This is a genomic window from Agrobacterium vitis (genome assembly GCF_013426735.1).
In the GTDB taxonomy this organism is placed as follows: domain Bacteria; phylum Pseudomonadota; class Alphaproteobacteria; order Rhizobiales; family Rhizobiaceae; genus Allorhizobium; species Allorhizobium vitis_D.
Genome location: NZ_AP023272.1, coordinates 2,089,651 through 2,105,726 on the forward strand (window position 1 = coordinate 2,089,651; position 16,076 = coordinate 2,105,726).

A 16,076-nucleotide genomic window follows, 5' to 3' on the forward strand; every position below is an offset into this window, starting at 1 on the left:
TCAAAGGATATATAAAGGCCAAATGACCCAAAAAGGACAGGGCGATGCATAAGGTGATTTTCGATACGGACCCCGGCGTTGACGATGCCATGGCACTGCTGTTTCTGCATCACCATGCGGATATCGATCTGCTGGGCATTACTACGGTGTTCGGCAATGCCACCATTGAGACCACGACGCGCAATGCTCTCTATCTGAAGCAGGAATGGAATATCGACGCGCCGGTTGCCAAGGGTGCTGGCGAAACCTTCATTCCGCATCGCGTTACCCATGAGCCGCCGAAATTCATTCATGGCGATGATGGACTTGGCAATATCGGTGTGCCGGATGCCGTGGATATTCCGCTCGATCCGCGCCCGGCGCATCGCTTCATCGTCGAGACCATCCGCGCCAATCCGGGCGAAGTGCGGATCGTTGCGGTTGGCAGAATGACCAACCTTGCCAATGCTTTGAAGGAAGATCCTGAGATCGTTTCTCTGGTCAAGGACGTGGTCATCATGGGCGGTGCCTTCGATGTCAATGGCAATGTGACGCCCGCCGCCGAGGCCAATATCCACGGCGACCCGGAAGCGGCCGATATTGTCTTCACCGCCGGCTGGCCGGTGGTTGTGGTTGGTTTGGATGTCACGACGAAAACCGTGATGACCCGCCAGGCGCTGTCCGACATCCGCGATGCGGCAGGCATGCGGGCGCAATTGCTGTTCGACCTGTCGCAGTTCTACATCAAGTTCTACGAGAGCCGGGTGCCTGATGGCATGGTGGTGCATGACAGCTGCGCCTGCGCCTACGTTGTGGCACCGGAGCTATTCACCACCCGCAGCGGTTCGATCCGGGTGGTCTGCGGCGGTATTGCCGATGGCCAGACCATCCAGAAGCCTGACAGCATGGGCTTCGGCCCCAGCGATTGGGACGACCTGCCAAGCCAGACGATCTGCACCGATATCGAGGCCGGTGCCGTGCTGAAGCTGATCCACGACACGATCGTGTCAGTCCAGGAAGCGTGACTTCGTCCGCTGCATTCCTTGACCGATGAAGAGTAGACAATAAATCAATATATTCATGGTTTATTAGCTAGGAAGCCAGAATGCCCGCCTTATCGGAGAGTTGGCACCATTAAATTGGGTGGTGTCTGCGTTGTGTCCGATGAGTGAGCATGTTGCGATAATGTCTGGTGTAATTTCTTATCCAAAGCCTAAGGCATGATTTCTTAAACAGGTTGTCGTTTAAGGAGAACATTATGCAGAAAATATAAAGTGTTACAGCGTTCTTTGTGCGGGTTTCCAAAACGCACGGGCTGTGGCGCGGCGTGCGGACAGAAATGATCAATAGGTTTTTATCTCAATCTATGCTTTCATTAGTATGTAATGTTAGGGGTCGGATTGAATGTCTTTCGTTTGGAATGCTCCAGTGGCTTCACGAATCGATCTGCCCAAGGGTCGGGTGACCATTTCGCAGGGACAATTTGCCGTCAGCGACGATCCTGATTCGGTGATGACGACGGTGCTTGGCTCCTGCGTCGCGGCCTGTATTCGCGATCCCGTGCTGGGTCTCGGCGGTATGAATCATTTCGTCTTGCCGGGGCCGGTTACCAAGGTCATGAGCAAGAGCGAGGCGGCGCGATATGGCTGCCAGCTGATGGAGCTTCTTGTTGACGGGTTGCTGGCGCGTGGTGCAAATGTCTGGCGGCTGGAGGCAAAGATTTTTGGTGGCGCCAGTCCCGGAAACTCCTTCTATAATGTGGGGGCGCGCAATTTCGATTTCGCGCGGCAGTTTCTGGCAACGAACGGTATTGCGGTCATTGAGGAAAATGTCGGCGGCCCTTATGGCTGCAAGCTCGAATATTGGCCCTATTCGGGCAAGACCAATTGCGTGCCGCTTGGCGGACGTATGGGTGTGAAGCCCAAGGTTACGACAATTCGGTCGCCAGCTCAGAAGGTGTGAGGATATCGCCTTCACCGTGGCGAAACAAAATCAATATCAATGTGACAACGCAATCGTTCAGCACGCGACCGGGCGGGCGATCATCACCACGGGCAATCCCAATTTTCGGGCCGCGATAATCTTGCCGTAGCTTGCCTCGCCGCCTGAATTGCGGGTCACGAGATGGGTGATGGCATGGCTTTCCAGCAGGGCTTTTTCTGATTCCCAATCCGCTGACGCTTTGCCGACAACGATGTCGGCATGGGTAAAGGGCAGCGGCGTTGAAGGCGCATCCACCATGCGGATCACAAAGTGGCAATCCGTTCGCCGCGCAAATATGTCGATATATTGCCGCCCCAGCGCCAGGAAGACCCTGGCTCCCTCCGGCAATGTATGGGCCGCCGCTTCCAGCGTTTCGACCATGATCCAGCGGTCCCCGTCTTGTTCCAGCCATTGCGGGCGCAGATGCACGGTCAGCGGGATCTTTGCTTTCCGGCAGGCTTTGACGGCATGGGCGGATATCTGCTGGGCAAACGGATGGGTGGCGTCGATCACCCTGGTAATGCCTTCACTCCTCAGATAGGCCACCAGCCCATCGACACCGCCGAAGCCACCGATGCGGACGTCTCCAGCCAGACTGGCCGGATATTCGGTGCGTCCGGCAAGCGCGGTAATGACGAAAGCCTCACCTTGCTCCACCAGCTCTGCGGCAAGCTTTGCCGCCTCTGCTGTGCCGCCGAGAATGAGGATGCGTTCAGGAGGCGATGGCAAGGATCGCTCCCGCTCGGTCGGTGACGATCACATCGACCGCGATATCGGCACCGCGCAGGACTGACAGGGCTGTCTGTCTTGCCCTTTGCGCAATCGGGGTCGCCATGTCCAGATTGTTTTGCCGGGTGATGTCGAGGATTTCCAGTGCGGTGTTGGCAGACCTGATCCTCTCCTTGATGTCTTGCGAGAGAGGATGATCGGAGATCAATGTTTCCATGAAGGAATTGTCGATCTGGCTGCGGGCGGAATGTAGATCCAGTGCGCCTTGCGCCAGCTTGCTCAACTTGGCAAATCCACCCGCAATCGTCAGCCGGGGCACGGGATGCTGGCGCAGATATTTGAGCAGGCCGCCGGCAAAATCACCCATGTCCAGCAGCGCTTCCTGCGGCAGGCCATAAAGCTGCTGGGCGGCGCGTTCGGAAGTCGAGCCGGTGGCGCCAAGCACATGCGGAAGGCCCATGGCACGTGCGACATCGATGCCGCGATGGATGGAGTGAATCCAGGCGGCACAGGAAAATGGATTGACGATGCCGGTGGTGCCGAGCACCGAAAGCCCGCCGATAATGCCCAGGCGCGGGTTCCATGTCTTTTCCGCCAGCGCCTGCCCGCCAGGAATGGAAACGGTGATTTCCACATCGGGCGCCACTCCATGCTGTTTGGCCAGCGCCTCCACCTCGGCCACCATCATCGCGCGCGGGACGGGGTTGATGGCTGGTTCACCGATGGCCAGCGGCAGGCCGGGCCGAGTCACCGTGCCGACGCCGTCGCCCGCCACGAAGCGGATGCCAGAACCGGCGGCGATACGCCGCACAATGGCGATCACGGTCGCGCCATGGGTCACATCAGGGTCGTCGCCCGCGTCCTTGATGATTCCCGCCGAGGCTTGGCCACCCGCGATCTGTTCATAGGCGAGCGCAAAGGCTGGTTCCTGGCCGCCCGGCAGGCGGATCGACACCGGATCGGGAAATTCACCGGTCAAAAGCGCCGTCAGCGCTGCCTTGGTCGCGGCTGTCGCGCAGGCGCCTGTGGTCCACCCCTTGCGCAGCGGTCCATTCGGCTTGCGCGAAGCAGCGGCATTGGGTGTTTCGGTTGGCGGCGCGGCTTCGGTCATGGCTCTTTATAGGCAAGGCTTGCGGCGGGGGGAAGATGGAGGCGTCTTTTGCCATTCATTCGGGCAAACCACTTTTATGGCAGTAATATTTTCCCCGCCAGCCGATTTCGGTTTGGGAAATTATGCAGTAGATCTTCTCGCCATGATGCAAGATGTTTTCAAGCCTTTGCCCCTATTGCAGCCGGGCCATGTCTGGCTGGCGGGGGCAGGGCCGGGTGATCCAGGTTTGTTGACGCTGTTGGCGGTGCGTGGCCTGTCCATGGCGGATGTGATTGTTCATGACGCGCTGGTGGATGAGGCTTGCCTTGCCTACGCCAATCCAGGTGCCGTGCTGGAATATGCTGGCAAGCGTGGCGGCAAGCCCTCGGCACGGCAGCGCGATATTTCCCTACGGCTGGTGGAACTGGCGAAATCCGGCAAGCGGGTGCTGCGGCTGAAAGGCGGCGACCCCTTCGTCTTTGGGCGCGGCGGTGAGGAAGCGCTGACATTGGTCGAGCATGGCGTGCCGTTTCGCATCGTGCCGGGCATTACGGCAGGCATTGGCGGGCTGGCCTATGCGGGCATTCCCGTCACCCACCGCGAGGTCAACCATGCCGTCACCTTCCTGACCGGTCACGATTCATCCGGCGCCATGCCTGACGGAATTGATTGGCAGGCGGTGGCCAAAGGTTCCCGCGTAATTGTCATGTATATGGCGATGAAGCATATGGGCCATATCGCCGCGCAATTGATGGCGGCAGGACGCCAGCCCGAAGAGCCGCTGGCCTTTGTCTGCGACGCAGCAACGGACCGGCAACGGGTGCTGGAAACCACGCTGGGCGAAGCGGATGTCGCCATGCAGGCAGCAGGCATTCTGCCTCCCGCTATCGTGGTGCTGGGCGAGGTGGTGCGTCTTCGCCCCTCGCTGGATTGGCTGGGAGCCTTGTCGGGCCGGGGTTTGCAACCGGACCCCTTTGCCAATCGAAGCTTAAAGGATACGGCATGAGTGGCCTTCTGATTGCCGCGCCTGCCTCCGGGTCAGGTAAGACCACCGTCACGCTTGGCCTATTGCGCGCCTTGAGCGAGGCCGGTCATAAGCTGGCGCCGGGCAAGGCCGGGCCGGATTATATCGATCCGGCCTTTCATGCGGCGGCAAGCGGTGAGACCTGCCTGAATTTCGACCCCTGGGCGATGCGACCGGAATTGATTGCCGCCAATGCCGCCCTGCACCGTCAGGGTGGCCGAACCTTGGTGGTTGAGGCGATGATGGGGCTTTACGACGGGGCGGCGGATGGTACCGGTTCGGCGGCGGATCTTGCCCTGATGCTCGGCCTGTCGGTGGTGCTGGTGGTCGATTGCGCCCGCACCTCGCATTCCGTCGCCGCTTTGGTAAAGGGCTTTGCCGATTTCAGGCCTGGTCTGCTGATGGTCGGCGTTATCATCAACCGGGTCGCCAGCGACCGGCATGAGGCGATGCTGCGCCAGGCGTTGGAGACAATCCGCATGCCGGTGCTGGGCGTGATCCGCAGCGATACGGGGCTTTCACTGCCGGAGCGGCATCTGGGACTGGTGCAGGCGGCGGAGCAGGCTGATCTTGAAGGCTTCATCAGCCATGCCGCGCAGGTGGTAGCAAAAGGCTGTGATCTCGACGCCATTATCAGGGCTGCCGCTCGCTGCCCTGATCCGGTCTCGGAGGCCAATATTTCCCGGCTTGTGCCGCTGGGGCATCACATCGCCGTGGCGCGGGACGAAGCGTTTGCCTTTTGCTATGAGCATATGCTGCTGGGCTGGCGACGCCGCGGCGCGCAGATCAGCTTCTTTTCGCCCCTGAAGGATGAGGCTCCGGCAGGTGATGCCGATGCGGTCTATTTGCCTGGCGGTTATCCCGAACTTCATGCCGGAAGGATTGCCAATGCCTACCGGTTCCGGGCGGGAATGCTGGCGGCGGCGGCAAGGCCGGTGAAAATTTACGGGGAATGCGGTGGCTATATGGTGCTGGGTGAAGGGTTGACCGACGCGGATGGAACCGACCATGCGATGCTGGGGCTTTTACCGCTGAAAACCAGCTTTGCCGCGCGTAAGCGCCATCTGGGTTACCGGCTTTTGCGACCATTGGCGGGAGATTTCTTTCCCCATGCCATGACCGGCCATGAGTTTCATTATTCGACCGTGATCGAGGAAGGCGAGGGCGACCGGCTGTTTGCCGCCGAGGATGCCCTGGGCGTATCGCTGGGGCAGGTCGGGTTGCGGCGCGCCAATGTGGCTGGCTCCTATATGCATCTGATCGACCGTGCGGGCGAGAACAGGTCATGACCTTACAGACCGGCCAGATCATTGCCCATGGCGGCGGCCTTGCTGCGGCAGCGCGCCTTTATGGCGGGAGCGTTGAAGACTGGCTGGACCTGTCCACCGGCATCAATCCCTGTCCACCGGATCTGCCCGCTATCGATGCCCGCGCCTGGCACCGCCTGCCGGACCGCGAACGCGAGGATGCAACGCGGCTTGCAGCGCGGGATTTTTATCGCAGCGGAACCGTTCTGCCGCTGCCGGTTCCCGGCACGCAATCGGTCATCCAGCTTTTGCCGAAGTTGATGGATGCGGGCAGGCGCGCCGCCATTTTGAGCCCCACCTATGGGGAATATGCCCGCAGCCTCACGCTGGCTGGTATCGGCGTCGATGCGGTGGATGGGCTTGAGACCATCACGTCAGTCCATGGGCTGGCGGTGGTGGTGAACCCCAACAATCCGACCGGGCTGCAGATCGGAAGAGCGGAACTGGTCGCGGTTGCGCAGCGCATGGCGGTCCATGGCGGTCTTTTGCTGGTGGATGAAGCCTTCGCCGATGCGCAGCCGGAGCACTCTCTGGCGTCGCTGGTGGCGGATCATCCCAATCTCGTGCTGTTTCGTTCCTTCGGCAAATTCTTCGGTTTGGCGGGTTTGAGGCTGGGCTTTGTGATTGCCGAACAGGTGCTGTTGGACCGGTTTGCCTGTTGGCTCGGCCCGTGGGCGGTTTCCGGCCCGGCTCTGTCGGTGGCGACCCAATTGTTCAGCGCCGATCACCATGCGCTTCGCACTCGGATCTTTGCGCGCAAGGCGGCGCTTGATGCGGTTTTGGCGCAAGCAGGTTTGACGGTGATCGGTGGTACGCCGCTGTTTTCACTGGTGGAGCATACGGATGCGGCGAAGATCCATGCTCATCTGGCGCGGGTGCATATCCTAACGCGGATTTTTGAGTATGCGCCGGGCTGGTTGCGGATCGGTCTGACGCCCGACGAAGAGGCCGATGCCCGGCTTCTGGCTGCCTTGCAGGCCTTCCAGTCATGATGGAAGCACATCTGCTTATTTTAGCTCTGGCGCTGGTGCTTGACCGCGTGGTTGGCGATCCGCCCTGGCTATGGTCGCGCCTGCCGCATCCGGTCGTGGTGTTTGGCACATGTATTTCGGCCTTCGACCGGCTGCTGAACCGGCCGATTCTAGCCGATCCGCTGCGCAAGGCGGGCGGGGTGCTGACGATTGCGCTTCTGCTGATGGCAAGCCTTGGCGTTGGATATGGGCTGCATCTTCTGTTTACGGCGCTCGGATTTCTCGGGGTGCTGCTGGAAATTGCCGTCACGGCGGTGTTCCTGGCGCAGAAAAGTCTGCTGGACCACGTGAAGGCCGTCGCCGATGGCTTACTGTATGAGGGCCTTGCCGGTGGTCGCCGGGCTGTGTCGATGATTGTCGGGCGTGATCCCGATGTGCTTGATGAGGCCGGTGTGGCGCGTGCCGCGCTGGAAAGCCTGTCGGAAAACTTTGCCGATGGGGTGGTGGCGCCCGCCTTCTGGTATGGCCTGCTCGGCCTGCCGGGTCTGTTTGCCTATAAAATGCTGAACACTGCCGATTCGATGATCGGTCACAAATCCGAGCGCTATATGCAATTCGGCTGGGCTTCTGCCCGGCTGGATGATCTGGCCAATTGGCCTGCTGCCCGGCTGGCGGGATTGTTGATCGTCTGTGCTGCCGGCACTGGTGAGGGTATAGCGACGGCTAAAAGGTGCTTTACGGTGATGATGGCTGATCACGGACTGCATCGCTCGCCCAATTCCGGCTGGCCGGAAGCGGCGGCGGCGGGCGCGCTGGATGTGGCGCTGGCGGGGCCGCGTATCTATGCCGGAGACTTGGTCTACGAGCCAATGATGAATGCTGCGGGGCAACGCACCATCGGTGGTGAGGATATCCGGCGCGGTCTTGTGCTGATTGACGATGCCTGGCGTATCGGTGTTGGCATTTTGGTACTGCTGGTCCTGTTGTGACGGATAACCTGCTGTTTTTTGTGGCATGTATCGTCACTGTCATGCACTTATGGTGAAGCTGATCCGGTGAAATACAGGATTCGTTTGCGGCAGGCCGCCGTGAACCGAACGGGGCGCGAGTATGAGTGATATTGAAGAACAGCTACGCCCGCGTCATTCCCGTGACGATGAAAAGGCCGATATCTACGACGAGGATGGCTCGATCCGCAGCGATTTTCGCGCTCTGGTCGGTGCTGCCATCGCTGATCGCGATGTGCTGTTCCTGCGCAAGGAAGTCGCGCATCTGCACGAATCGGAAATGGGCGACCTGATCGAGGCGATCCAGCCGGATCAGCGACTGGCGCTGATTACCCTTCTGGGTGACGATTTCGACATGACGGCGTTGACCGAGGTGGATGACGCCATCCGCCTTCAGATTGTCGACCAGATGCCGAACGAGCAGATTGCCGCTGCCATCGGCGATCTCGATTCGGACGATGCCGTCTACATTCTCGAAGACCTCGACGAGGAAGACCGCGACGAAATCCTCGCGCAATTGCCGTTTACCGAGCGGGTGCGGCTGCGGCGCGCGCTGGATTACCCGGAAAGCTCTGCCGGACGGCGTATGCAGTCGGAATTCGTGGCCGTGCCACCCTTCTGGGCGGTGGGCCAGACCATTGACTATATGCGCGAAGAAGAAGGTCTGCCCGAGAGCTTCACTCAGATTTTCGTCATTGATCCCACCTTCAAGCTGCTGGGTGTGGTCGATCTCGACCGTATCCTGCGCACCAAGCGGCAGGTGAAGATCGAAACCATTATGCGCGAGACCAACCACCCTATCCCGGCTGAAATGGACCAGGAAGAGGCGGCGCAACTGTTCGAGCAATACGATCTTCTCTCTGCCGCCGTGGTCGATGAAGGCGGGCGCCTGGTCGGCGTGCTGACCATCGATGACGTGGTTGACGTGATCCAGGAAGAGGCCGAGGAAGACTTGATGCGCCTGGGCGGCGTCGGCGATGAAGAATTGTCGGACAGCATTCCAGAGACATCCCGCTCGCGCGTTCCGTGGCTGCTGGTCAATCTGTTGACCGCTTTCCTTGCCGCTTCGGTGATCTCGCTGTTTGAGGCAACCATTGAGCAGATCGTTGCGCTGGCCGTGTTGATGCCGATTGTGGCGGGCATGGGCGGCAATGCCGGGTCGCAGACCATGACGGTGACGGTCCGGGCGCTCGCCACCCGCAATCTCGACATTCACAATGCTTGGCGAGTAGTGCGGCGCGAAGCGGGTGTCGGGTTGTTGAACGGGTTGATCTTCGGCGTGTTGATCGGCGTCATTGCCGGGTTCTGGTTTCATGACCCCAATATCGGCGGCATCATTGCCTCGGCCATGCTGATCAACATGATGGCCGCTGCCATTGCCGGCATTCTCATTCCGCTATTGTTGGACAAGATCGGTGCCGACCCGGCGGTCTCCTCTGCGGTTTTCGTGACCACTGTCACCGATATTACCGGTTTCTTTTCGTTTCTGGGGCTGGCCACCTGGTGGTTTGCGATCTAGGCGCTTTGAGCGCACCATCTGCAATTGGCAAAATCGGTCAAAGCAGCGAGATGTTTCCCGCCTGAGGCAGCGAGGTGAACAAAAATTGACTTTTACGTCAAAGTTAATATGATTATCGTCTTGAGCGATACGGAACACCATGGCCTTGAAAAAATCTTACAGCATCACCGAGTTGACCCGGGAATTCGGCGTTTCGACCCGCACTCTTCGTTTCTACGAGGATGAAGGGTTGATTCAGCCGGAACGCAAGGGCCGTACCCGTGTCTACCGGGGTGCCGACCGCCATCTTCTCAAAGAAATTCTGCGCGCTCGTCGCATCGGCTTTACGGTAGCAGATATTCGCGAAATCATCCATGTCTATAAACAGCCGCCAGGCGAGGTCGGCCAATTGAAGCTGATGATGAAGCGTATCGATGAAAAGCGTGATGATTTGCGCCAGAAGCGCAAGGATATCGAGGAGACCCTGGCTGAGCTGGATCAGGCCGAAGAGGCCTGCCTGACCCGTCTGGTGGAAATTGGTGTCGGTTCATAGAGCGAGCCGACACCCTTTTTGCTAATCTCATCGCTTCCGGTATTCCGTCAAAGCCAGCGCCGTGTGTGCTGGCAATAACGTTCGAAATCGACGCCGAACCGCACCAATAGATGCATTTCCTCACAGCGGATGGCGACCATGGTCGTCAACATGGCGGTAAGCGGCGCTGCCAGGACCAGCCAGACATTGCCGAGGATCATTCCCGCCGCGATCATCAGCAGCGTGTACCCGAGATAGATCGGGTTGCGGGAATAGCGGTAAGGCCCCTCTGTCACCAGCCGCCGGGCGCGCTGGTGCTGGCTAAGGGGTGTATAGTTGGACATCAGGGTCTTGATGGCCCAGAAATCAATCGCGATTGCACCGGTGGCGATCATTGCGCCGGTCATCCACATGAGGGGCTCCTGGTCTTCGAAAGGACTGACAGGGGCAACATAGGCATTGAGAAAAAAAGCAATGACACAGGCGCCGACATAAAGAAGCGGCGGCCATGGGTATTTCAGCGGCTTCATGCGATAGGCGTTCATGTTAGGACCCTTTATTGGCTGGCGATCGTGCATTCCCGCGCCAGTTTCAGGACCCTTTCATCTTGCGCCGCTATGATTGCCCCAGACTGGAGCGGTTCGAGTATATTTCCGGTCTGCAACTTCTCCAATGTACAGCCGCAGAACCGTTGGCAAAAGCCGGCATCGTTATTGCCTGCCGTGCAGGATTGCTGGCAACTGCGGTCATAGGCCGCCGCTCTGTCGGGTGGGGGCGGGGCAACGACCAGCGTCGCCAGATAGACCAGAGCGATCAGCACAGGTTGATGCACCAGGTAGAAGACCAGGCTATGGCGGCCCGCAAGCGAGAGCAATTTTGGGCCGGATGGCCAGGCTGCCAGCTTTTGCCACAGACCGAACCGTAGGGCGAGGCGGGCGCAGGCAATGCCAAACAATACGGCGGCAAACCATGGAAACACCGGCACGTAGTCATTTGAGCGCGGAATTGTCTCGGACAGGCCAAGCCACCAGAAATAGGGTGCGTCGAACATAGCCGATCGCACATAAAACGGCAGGATCAGCGTGGCAATTGCCGCGCCCAGCGTGACAGCCACCGGCAGGCGAATGAAGGCCAGGCCGAGCAGGCTCATCAGCGCGATGGCATGCAGAATGCCGAAGAAGATCCAGCCTGCCCCCATGGCCAGATAGGTGGCAACGGATATGGCAAAGGCGCTTGCGGCAATCTGCGCAAATCGCTTGCCAAAGGACGTCCAGCGGATGCCATTTCGATGCGCCAGCACCAGGCCGATGCCGACAAGAAACAGAAAGGTCGAGGCGATGCAGCGGGCATAGATCTTCAGAACGCCGGTTTCTGCCGTACCCGGTGGTAGATAGCCGAAGAATTCCAGATCCCAGCTGAAGTGATAGGAAGCCATAGCCAGCAGCGCCAGCCCGCGCATTGCATCGAGCAGGCCGATGCGGGTGTTGGATTTGGCGGGGGGGGATTTGGCGGGAAGGGGAGATTCGGTTTGAAAAGCCACGCGATGTCCTGAAACAGCTATCTACAGCGACCGGACATGCTGGAGGCAGAGGTCGCTGGGGCAAGGTCATGCCCTTGGTTCGAGTTATGCCAAGGTCATTTTAATGACACCTGGGATCACGGTTCTTTACGACATTCCAGATGAGCTGTCGCCATCGGTTGCAGGATGGGGGCTGGTTTGTGGGCTTGCTGTCATGTGTCCTGGCACGGAGATCGGATTTTTCAGCATGGCGGCCAGCCGGGCATTCGAGAAGAACTGGCGGTGCACCAGCACGAAGAAAATCAGCACCGTTGTTGCCATGAACATGTAGGCGTTCAGGAACCAGCCGAGATAGCCCATCGACATGAAGATTGCCCGCAGGCCCGAATTGAAGTTCTGCGCGGCGATGACATTCATGGCAATCACAGTTTCGGCCGCGTCTTCGGCTGCGACCGGGTCCTGGCGAACTTCCGCATGCATTGGCAGGCCGCCGAACAGGATGGTGCAATAGTTGAACAGGCGATAGGACCAGCCGAACTTGAAAAAAGCATAGCCGAAAATCGCGATCAGTCCGCAGACTTTCAACTCGAATGCGGCCCGCCCGCCCGCCCCGAATAAAGGCAGGTCCCGCAGCACCAGATCGACCTTTTCGGTGGCGCCCAGCATGGCGAAACAGCCGCCGATGGCGATGATCGAGGTCGAGGCAAAAAAGGCAGTGCCGTTTTGCAGACCGGCGAGGATCTGCGTGTCGATCATCCGCAGGTCTCGTTTCAGCGCATTAAAGATCCAGGCGCGTCGGCGCTCCGCCATGATCCGGCTGAGGCTGAGGCGGGATTTGATTAGGCGGCCATTGGTTAAAAAAGCCAGGCCGAACCAGCCGCAGAAAAACAGCAGCAGAGCAAGCCAATCCAGAAGGGTCATGTCCGACATTGTCTTTCAAATCTTGGGGTAACGACAGGTGATGACTGTTGCGAATCTGCAATTTTCATCCTGTTTTATCATGCTGGGCTGATTTTATCATGATAGGCCGAGGCCAATTCACAAAGCGCCAATATCCATTGTCACTGTCGATGATGGAGGTGAAGCGCTCATGCCAAGGTGCTTGCGGCGTCATTTAAGAAATATGCGGCTCTGACCGTTGTCAGCGATTGAGCAAGGCCACCAAATCGTCTATCCATGCTGTGCTCGGGGGTTTTCGGGGGATTGGCCTCGTGCCTGCCGCTTTGTTGCGGTAGAAAACCGCTTTACGGCGGGGGACGACAGCGCGGCTGGAGACGAGCCGCGCTGTTTTTGTTTCGCGGCCTTGTCGCTACAGTTTCACTGAATGTCGATCCTTCATCAGGAATTTGTTGGCCATACGGCTAAAGTTTCAGGTATTGGCTACGGCTTCACTGGTAGGGTCCTTGCATGTTTCTTTCCGTCTTCGACGTTTTCAAGATCGGCATCGGGCCATCCAGCTCGCACACGATGGGGCCGATGTCGGCAGCAAGCCGGTTTCTTGACCTGATCCTTTCCAATGACTGGCCGCGCCCGGCTGGCGCCGAGGTCGCAGCACTGAAGGTCAGCCTGCACGGTTCGCTGGCCTATACAGGCGTTGGCCATGGCACCGACCGCGCCGTTATCATCGGCCTGACCGGCGAGATGCCCGACAGGGTCGATCCGGACCGGATGGCGGAGCTTGTCGCGGAGGTGCAGCGCAGCGGCAAGGTCTGTCCCGCCGGGCATCCGGCCTATCAGTTCAATCCGGCCACCGATCTGGTGCTGGACAAGAAGACGCCGCTTTCGGGTCACGCCAATGGCATGCGATTTTCGGCCTTTGACAAACAGGGTCGCCTGCTGCTGACGACTGTCTATTATTCCATCGGTGGCGGTTTCGTGGTGACTGATATCGAGCTTGCTGCCGTGCAGAAGACCAAGAAGACAGAAACCCACGCCGTCAAAGTGCCTTATCCTTTCGCCTCCGCCCGGCAGATGCTGGCCATGGCGGCGTCATCCGGGCTGACGATTGCCCAGATGAAGCGCGCCAATGAGGAAGTCTCCCTGAGCCGTCAGGCGCTGGACGAAGGCCTCGATCGGCTGTGGACGGCGATGAGCGGCTGTATCGATCGCGGTTTGCGGGGTGAGGGCGAACTGCCCGGCGGGTTGAAAGTCAAGCGCCGCGCCCGTTACATCCATGACAAGCTCCAGGAGGAATGGCGATCCAACCGGCAAAACCCGCTGCTGGCCAATGACTGGCTCTCGGTCTATGCCATGGCCGTCAACGAAGAAAATGCCGCTGGCGGCAGGGTGGTGACGGCGCCGACCAATGGGGCAGCAGGCGTCGTGCCTGCAACGATCCGCTATTACCTGCATTTTCATCCCGATGCCGATCAGGAAGGCGTGCGCGATTATCTGCTGACGGCTGCGGCCATTGGCGGCATCATCAAGCACAATGCCTCGATTTCCGGTGCCGAAGTCGGCTGCCAGGGCGAGGTGGGTTCGGCAGCGGCCATGGCTGCGGCAGGATTGGCGGCGGTGATGGGCGGTAGCCCCGAGCAGATCGAAAATGCCGCCGAGATTGCGCTGGAACATCATCTCGGCATGACCTGCGATCCGGTGGCGGGTCTGGTGCAAGTGCCTTGCATTGAGCGCAATGCGTTGGGTGCCGTCAAGGCGGTGACGGCGGCCTCGTTGGCCATCAAGGGTGATGGCAGCCATTTCGTACCGCTGGATGCCTGTATCGAGACGATGCGCCAGACCGGCAACGACATGAGCGAGAAATATAAAGAGACCTCGCTCGGTGGCCTGGCCGTCAATGTGGTGGAATGTTAACGGTACTGCTTGACCTGCGGCATGAAAGGTCTATCTGCAAAACCCATGGCGCTCAATCTCATCAAACTCTGTGTCGGGGCCGATAGCATCGACGATCTCAAGCACTGGGTGGCGGAACGCGCCCTGGTGGCGATATCGGCTGGCTTGGCGCCGCAAAGTTCGCATGTCACCCGGATGATGCCCAAACGGGTTGAGGAATTGCTGGACGGCGGCTCGCTTTATTGGATCATCAAGGGTCAGGTTGCAGCCCGCCAGCCTCTACTGGACATTTTCAGCGTCACCGGCGCGGACGGTATCAACCGCTGCGAACTGGTGCTTGGCCCTGAGGTCATTGAAACCACGCCAGCGCCACGCCGCCCGTTTCAGGGCTGGCGCTATCTTGACCCGAAAGATGCCCCGCGTGATCTTTCCGCTGGCGGTGCTGGCCTGGATGACATGCCCGACGATTTGAAGCGAGAACTGGCCGAGCTCGGATTGCTGTAGGCCTTATCCGAACAGCCATTGAAAACGATTCGGCTTATTCCATTTCCGAATGTCTTAAGCCATTGATGTGTTTAAGATTTCGCTGAGGCGTGGACGGGTCCCCTATTTCGAGCCTTTGTATTTTCCAGCGCGATGCACTGGCATATGGATCATTTTTTGAATGGATAATTTTTTCATCCGAAATCGATTTTTGAAATAGATAAGGCCGTTCAATCGGTTAGGTTGCATTTCTCTGTTTTGATTGCGGTATGCTGTACGGTCCTTTCAGAATTTATATTTGAATTCACTAACGGTTAAGACGCATCAACTATGTTTCTGATCAAGGAATCCAAAGTGGCCACGTGTGGCTAGCAGAGGCACATTCGAAGGCTGGCAGGATTACGGCATAGATTGCACGTCGGGCGGTTCACGGTGCAGAGGCTTGCATTGCACGTGTTTGTCTGGATCGGCAGCGATTTAAGGACGTATATGCTAAAATACTGTCCCAAACCTATGAAAGCTGGGAGAAAATTTGATGACCACATCGCATCTGGTGCAAGCGGGCTCTCTGGAGATCATTGCTTTCCGGCTTCATGCGCAGGAATTTTGCGTTAAAACCACGTCCATTCGTGAAATTCGCGGTTGGGCCACTGTGACCCCGCTCCCCCATGCGCCTTACGAAGTGCTGGGCGTGATGAACCTGCGCGGCACGGTCATTCCGATCGTCGATCTGGCCGTCAAGCTTGGCATGGCCAATTCCGAGGTCAACCAGCGCAGCGCCGTGGTCGTCGCTGATGTCAATGGCGTGACCGTCGGTCTGCTGGTGGATGGCGTTTCCGACATCCTGACCATCCCTGCCGATCGCTTGCAGCCCTTGCCACAGGCAGCCGGACCAAGCGCTGCCTTTTCCGACGGCATCATTGCCCAGGGTGAAAGCATGATTTGCTTCCTCAACCTTGAGCGCATGTTTGGTGTTAATGACGCAGACGACTGGGGCATGGCGGTTTAATATCTGACGTTCTTACGAACGTTGGTATTTGACTTTAGACCTTGATGCATTTCAATAATTACCCTGGACCGGTTTCGGTCTGGGGTTTTTTGTGTGACCGAGCGGACACGAACAGTCTGCTAGAGTATGTCAGGTTCGGATTGAACCAGACAGAC

At 58.7% G+C, this 16,076-nt stretch carries 16 protein-coding genes; 11 read left to right on the plus strand and 5 right to left on the minus strand.

Features of this window, described 5'->3' with window-relative positions; translation table 11 throughout:
• Positions 1–44 precede the first annotated feature (44 nt).
• Both H1Y61_RS09620 and H1Y61_RS09625 read left to right on the plus strand, forming a co-directional pair.
• Positions 45–1,004, plus strand: a complete 960-nt coding sequence (locus H1Y61_RS09620) for a nucleoside hydrolase (protein WP_180572466.1) — start codon at positions 45–47, stop codon at positions 1,002–1,004.
• A 403-nt stretch (positions 1,005–1,407) separates the two neighbouring features.
• Positions 1,408–1,941 carry a chemotaxis protein CheD gene (locus tag H1Y61_RS09625; protein WP_235680678.1) on the plus strand — a complete coding sequence of 178 codons (534 nt, stop codon included), beginning with the start codon at positions 1,408–1,410 and terminating at the stop codon, positions 1,939–1,941.
• Between the two features lie 57 nt (positions 1,942–1,998).
• On the opposite strand, the gene H1Y61_RS09630 is transcribed toward H1Y61_RS09625, so the two are convergent.
• Entirely contained in the window at positions 1,999–2,691 is a 693-nt protein-coding gene (locus H1Y61_RS09630; protein ID WP_180572468.1) for a cobalt-precorrin-6A reductase, read from the minus strand.
• Positions 2,675–3,802, minus strand: coding sequence for a cobalt-precorrin-5B (C(1))-methyltransferase (locus H1Y61_RS09635; RefSeq protein ID WP_180572469.1), 1,128 nt, complete (start codon positions 3,800–3,802; stop codon positions 2,675–2,677). The genes H1Y61_RS09630 and H1Y61_RS09635 overlap by 17 nt, the downstream gene beginning before the upstream one ends.
• A 142-nt stretch (positions 3,803–3,944) precedes the next feature.
• Between H1Y61_RS09635 and cobA the strand changes: the two genes are divergently transcribed.
• The 6 genes from cobA to H1Y61_RS09665 all read left to right on the plus strand — a co-directional run bounded on the left by cobA (position 3,945) and on the right by H1Y61_RS09665 (position 10,141).
• On the plus strand, positions 3,945–4,787 hold the full coding sequence (cobA, locus tag H1Y61_RS09640; RefSeq protein ID WP_180572470.1) for a uroporphyrinogen-III C-methyltransferase: 843 nt from the start codon (positions 3,945–3,947) through the stop codon (positions 4,785–4,787).
• Complete coding sequence (locus H1Y61_RS09645; RefSeq protein ID WP_180572471.1) at positions 4,784–6,094, plus strand: cobyrinate a,c-diamide synthase; 1,311 nt, start codon at positions 4,784–4,786, stop codon at positions 6,092–6,094. Before cobA ends, H1Y61_RS09645 begins: the two co-directional genes overlap by 4 nt.
• On the plus strand, positions 6,091–7,104 hold the full coding sequence (gene cobD / locus H1Y61_RS09650) for a threonine-phosphate decarboxylase CobD (protein ID WP_180572472.1): 1,014 nt from the start codon (positions 6,091–6,093) through the stop codon (positions 7,102–7,104). Before H1Y61_RS09645 ends, cobD begins: the two co-directional genes overlap by 4 nt.
• On the plus strand, positions 7,101–8,072 hold the full coding sequence (gene cbiB, locus H1Y61_RS09655) for an adenosylcobinamide-phosphate synthase CbiB (RefSeq protein ID WP_180572473.1): 972 nt from the start codon (positions 7,101–7,103) through the stop codon (positions 8,070–8,072). The genes cobD and cbiB overlap by 4 nt, the downstream gene beginning before the upstream one ends.
• 121 nt (positions 8,073–8,193) lie before the next feature.
• Complete coding sequence (gene mgtE / locus H1Y61_RS09660) at positions 8,194–9,609, plus strand: magnesium transporter (RefSeq protein WP_180572474.1); 1,416 nt, start codon at positions 8,194–8,196, stop codon at positions 9,607–9,609.
• Positions 9,610–9,754: 145 nt separating this feature from the next.
• Positions 9,755–10,141, plus strand: coding sequence for a MerR family transcriptional regulator (locus H1Y61_RS09665; protein ID WP_060716796.1), 387 nt, complete (start codon positions 9,755–9,757; stop codon positions 10,139–10,141).
• Between the two features lie 47 nt (positions 10,142–10,188).
• Here H1Y61_RS09665 and H1Y61_RS09670 read toward each other — a convergent pair whose 3' ends face one another.
• The 3 genes from H1Y61_RS09670 to H1Y61_RS09680 all read right to left on the minus strand — a co-directional run bounded on the left by H1Y61_RS09670 (position 10,189) and on the right by H1Y61_RS09680 (position 12,560).
• Complete coding sequence (locus H1Y61_RS09670) at positions 10,189–10,665, minus strand: methyltransferase family protein (protein ID WP_180572475.1); 477 nt, start codon at positions 10,663–10,665, stop codon at positions 10,189–10,191.
• Positions 10,666–10,676: 11 nt separating this feature from the next.
• Positions 10,677–11,660 (minus strand): DUF1624 domain-containing protein, encoded by a 984-nt coding sequence (locus H1Y61_RS09675; RefSeq protein ID WP_180572476.1) that lies wholly within the window; start codon positions 11,658–11,660, stop codon positions 10,677–10,679.
• A 126-nt stretch (positions 11,661–11,786) separates the two neighbouring features.
• The gene (locus H1Y61_RS09680; RefSeq protein ID WP_174110975.1) at positions 11,787–12,560 is read right to left on the minus strand and encodes a DUF599 domain-containing protein; all 774 of its coding nucleotides are present in this window, start codon (positions 12,558–12,560) and stop codon (positions 11,787–11,789) included.
• Between the two features lie 486 nt (positions 12,561–13,046).
• Here H1Y61_RS09680 and H1Y61_RS09685 point away from each other — a divergent pair, with 486 nt between their 5' ends.
• The 3 genes from H1Y61_RS09685 (at position 13,047) to H1Y61_RS09695 (ending at position 15,921) form a co-directional block, all read left to right on the plus strand.
• Complete coding sequence (locus H1Y61_RS09685) at positions 13,047–14,450, plus strand: L-serine ammonia-lyase (protein ID WP_180572477.1); 1,404 nt, start codon at positions 13,047–13,049, stop codon at positions 14,448–14,450.
• A 45-nt stretch (positions 14,451–14,495) separates the two neighbouring features.
• Positions 14,496–14,933 carry a DUF1489 family protein gene (locus H1Y61_RS09690; RefSeq protein ID WP_180574466.1) on the plus strand — a complete coding sequence of 146 codons (438 nt, stop codon included), beginning with the start codon at positions 14,496–14,498 and terminating at the stop codon, positions 14,931–14,933.
• Positions 14,934–15,447: 514 nt separating this feature from the next.
• On the plus strand, positions 15,448–15,921 hold the full coding sequence (locus H1Y61_RS09695) for a chemotaxis protein CheW (RefSeq protein WP_015916294.1): 474 nt from the start codon (positions 15,448–15,450) through the stop codon (positions 15,919–15,921).
• Positions 15,922–16,076: the final 155 nt, after the last annotated feature.

Coding starts and splice junctions, on each gene's coding strand:
- H1Y61_RS09620 (WP_180572466.1), top strand. CDS start 45: ATGCATAAGGTGATTTTCGATACGGACCCCGGCGTTGACGATGCCATG.
- H1Y61_RS09635 (WP_180572469.1), bottom strand. CDS start 3,802: ATGACCGAAGCCGCGCCGCCAACCGAAACACCCAATGCCGCTGCTTCG.
- cobA (WP_180572470.1), top strand. CDS start 3,945: ATGATGCAAGATGTTTTCAAGCCTTTGCCCCTATTGCAGCCGGGCCAT.
- H1Y61_RS09645 (WP_180572471.1), top strand. CDS start 4,784: ATGAGTGGCCTTCTGATTGCCGCGCCTGCCTCCGGGTCAGGTAAGACC.
- cobD (WP_180572472.1), top strand. CDS start 6,091: ATGACCTTACAGACCGGCCAGATCATTGCCCATGGCGGCGGCCTTGCT.
- cbiB (WP_180572473.1), top strand. CDS start 7,101: ATGATGGAAGCACATCTGCTTATTTTAGCTCTGGCGCTGGTGCTTGAC.
- mgtE (WP_180572474.1), top strand. CDS start 8,194: ATGAGTGATATTGAAGAACAGCTACGCCCGCGTCATTCCCGTGACGAT.
- H1Y61_RS09670 (WP_180572475.1), bottom strand. CDS start 10,665: ATGAACGCCTATCGCATGAAGCCGCTGAAATACCCATGGCCGCCGCTT.
- H1Y61_RS09680 (WP_174110975.1), bottom strand. CDS start 12,560: ATGACCCTTCTGGATTGGCTTGCTCTGCTGCTGTTTTTCTGCGGCTGG.
- H1Y61_RS09685 (WP_180572477.1), top strand. CDS start 13,047: ATGTTTCTTTCCGTCTTCGACGTTTTCAAGATCGGCATCGGGCCATCC.
- H1Y61_RS09690 (WP_180574466.1), top strand. CDS start 14,496: ATGGCGCTCAATCTCATCAAACTCTGTGTCGGGGCCGATAGCATCGAC.
- H1Y61_RS09695 (WP_015916294.1), top strand. CDS start 15,448: ATGACCACATCGCATCTGGTGCAAGCGGGCTCTCTGGAGATCATTGCT.